This window comes from Pengzhenrongella frigida, assembly GCF_004168625.1.
In the GTDB taxonomy this organism is placed as follows: domain Bacteria; phylum Actinomycetota; class Actinomycetes; order Actinomycetales; family Cellulomonadaceae; genus Pengzhenrongella; species Pengzhenrongella frigida.
Map to the genome: position 1 here is coordinate 1 of NZ_SDWW01000092.1, position 3,222 is coordinate 3,222.

A 3,222-nucleotide genomic window follows, 5' to 3' on the forward strand; every position below is an offset into this window, starting at 1 on the left:
AACTTCGAAGAGCCGGCTTTGACGGTCGTGACTGCGTCGCCGACCTGCTCGACGATCCCGACGTACTAGCGCCACGAGGAAGGCCCTGCCAGTACCTCCTTGAGCGCAATCCGGCGTCGGGCCCGTGGGATCAGGGCACGAGTTCGACCCCGCACTCTCGCAAGATCTTGATCGCTCGTGGGCCGACCCCGTGGAGAGCAAGAAGCTCTCGCTCGCTGGCTCCGTCGAGGTCAGTCATCGTGCGATATCCGGCCGCCTCGAAGGCTCGGGCGGCCGGACGACCCACTGCGGTCGGTATCGGCGTGGGTGAGTCGGGCATGCCCCCAGCATTCGGAACGAGCCGAGACACCGCAACAGGTCGAGGCCGCGGACGCAAAAGTAGCCACCCGCGTCAACGGATGGCTACCTCTGTGTCAAGCGTGACCTGCGTCGTGCAGGTCCAGGGGGTGGAGGTGGCGGGAATCGAACCAGCCCAACATGCGGGGTTTTGCCCGTCGAGGCATCGCTACCTGCGGCGATACCGCGACAGGGCGTGTTCAGGGCCCGGCTCGTCGGTAGCAGCGTTGACGCTGTCAACAGGCACAGGGCCATCCCACAGTCGAGGAATCGCCACATGGACAACTCCGGCGCCCTGCGATCCAAGCGGGCTCGGGGAGACTATATTTCGTCCAACTCTCGAACCACGAACGAGTGGAACTGACCAACCGTCCAAGTTTCAAACGGCACGCTCGTGAGGGCCTGCACTTCCGCTACCAGTACCGGATGCGGTTTCCCCTTTGTACTCCAGTCCTTCTTTACGTCATCTGTAACAAAAATCGCTCGATTGAATGCGCGACCGCCCGAGCGCGCAAGCAACAATCCATGCAGGAACTCTGCCCAGACAAAAAAGTCCCCGTGCCCCTCGTCTTTGAAACCCGGAGGCGTCTTGGTCTTCTTTCTCTGTTCGGCGATATCGAACAAGAGCTGCCGCGGAATGTCTGGCACGATAGCACTGCCAGACAGGGCATCCATCAATGCACTAGCCCGCCGCAACGCCGACCCATCCATTATATCTCCGTGCGCTGACCTGAATTCCCCCATGAGCCTAATCGACGCAGCTCCCAGGGTTGACGCATAGACGGGATCAATTCCATCTACGATCCTGGCGAGCTCGTCGAACTTCAACTTGACGGATTCAGCCGTTCCTCTTATCAGGCTCAGGTGGTTTTTCCAAAATTCCTGTATTGCTTGAGCAGGGACGATTACTGGACCACGATGCTTCACGCCTAAGTAATCCGCAACATCTTCGGCGCGGCTCATCTTTCCAAGTTTCAGCAGTACATTGGCATCGAGGCCAAGAGCAAGCAGTTCGCCAGAGCCGTGTTCCGGAGAAGGCAATGAACCCGACTCTCGCAATGACGAGCGGAGTGCGGCGAGAGAATCTACGGGAGTCTCACGGCAAAGAACAGACACGACCCGCGCGATATTTCGATTCTGGCGGACAGTCTCGCGCTGACTAATCAAAACCATATCTCTCTTGCACTTTCGCCTAGGCGAGTACCGAATTCCTCCACGACCCTGCTGTTCCACTCGATTACGTCTTGAAACAACTCGACGTGCTCATTCTCGAGCGCCAGTGGCAGGAGATTCTGTTTGAAGCCGTCCCAAGTACCGGCGCCCTTCGGGCGCCGTTCCACCGATGCCAAGAACGTATTGCCGAGCGTAGAACCCCAATAACTGAAGTCTGTTTCCGGGAAACCCGACCACTCCGCAGCTTGCCGCGGCCTCACCAGATGCAGGGTTCCGCGTGCCTCAGGAGTCGTCGTGCGCTGCACAACGGAGCGCCTAACGAACGTGAGGGTTCCCTTGTTCAGCGAGCGCTTTCGAAGTTGTTCAACAAACTCGCTCGGCGGAGGATTCAGGTCCGCCAACTCATCGAGCGCGCCCACCCACGAACCGTCTTGCACAACCTTTCTTGCAGCCTCGCCGAGACGGCGCTCAACGTTTCCGGTGCCCAGATTGCCTACCACAATCCGGCGCAGCACCAGCCTTAGAACCGCCTGCATTCCCGCTTCAGGCTCATCTGTTCGGGATATGGCCAACAATAGGGGTCGTACCGAGATGACGCTCAGTTCAGACAGCGCCGAGAAGACCTGCACCCACGATGGGTCGCCGGGCCCGTCAAGCGTGGGATCGATCATCTGCAGGTACAGCGGCAATTCTCTTTCGAGAGAACCCATCAACTCGTCAGGAGAGGGCGCCCTCCGTTGGAGTTCACCAGTGGCAGACGGCGAGCGACGCATGCTATCCGACGACTTCCGCCTTTCAGCAAGATAGTCAAAGAGATCACGGGGCGCAATATGCCCCGCCGTAAGCGTCACTACATGCCGAATGTACTGAACGAACGCTCCGCTACCGGCCGATCGAAACTGGTTTGAAATCTTCTTCCACTGTTCGTAGCGCTCGTCGCGCGCGTGAATCGCTGTTTGACTCAAAACAAAGTTCTTTAGAAGATCCGCCGTTGTGAGCTCACGGCCTCGGGTGTTCACAACCTCGAATACTCTGTACGCCGAGGCTCGGTCAGGATGAACGAACACAGCAAGGTGAACCTGGTTCGTTAGAAAGTCGGCCCAAATCCCAAGCCTTCTGAAAGGATCGGGTGACAAGTCTTCCCGCAACTTTTTTGCGATGTACTCATATGCTAGCGAGAGTTTATCTGAGATCCCGTCGAGCGCCACCGGCAGATCTTGCCCAGTTTCGGGGGAGATCAGAAGCGCCTGTAGCGCGGCATTATCACGGCGGTCGCTCAGAATGACACGCGGATTGGTTTCGTCTGTAGAGTAGTCGATTGAACGCAGAAAATCGGCTTGAACTCGATCGGCGAGGGCTTTTCGTCCCGCCCTAACCGCTTCATGGTAAAGCGCCGCCGCCAGCAACGTCATGGTTAGGATCCGTTGTTGGCCATCGACTACATGCTTCCGCTCGTCTTCCTCAGTAAGAATGATGAGTCCGAGAAAGTACGAGCCTTCGTCTAAGGCTCCTTGGAGATCAGACCAAAACTCCCCAACTTCTTCCTCATTCCAGGCATACTCGCGTTGATAGGGCGGAACCTCGAAAGTCGAACTCGACATGAGAGCGCCCGCGGAAGTCGCTGAGGCATTGAGTGGTGTCTGCACCGAGAGTGCCTGTCAGTTTGGGAAAGATGGACCTGGGCGGTACTCCTTGAGTGTACCGACCTGCTCA

The 3,222-nt window shown here is 57.8% G+C and carries 2 protein-coding genes; both read right to left on the reverse strand.

The annotated features are described in order from the left end of the window. Nucleotides 1-657: 657 nt before the first annotated feature. A complete protein-coding gene (locus EUA98_RS19335; protein ID WP_165372927.1) occupies nt 658-1,377 on the reverse strand; it encodes a PIN-like domain-containing protein in 720 nt (239 codons plus the stop codon). A gap of 122 nt (nt 1,378-1,499) precedes the next feature. Further along, nucleotides 1,500-3,110 carry a DUF262 domain-containing protein gene (locus EUA98_RS19340; RefSeq protein WP_165372928.1) on the reverse strand — a complete coding sequence of 537 codons (1,611 nt, stop codon included), beginning with the start codon at nt 3,108-3,110 and terminating at the stop codon, nt 1,500-1,502. Between the last annotated feature and the right edge of the window lie 112 nt (nt 3,111-3,222).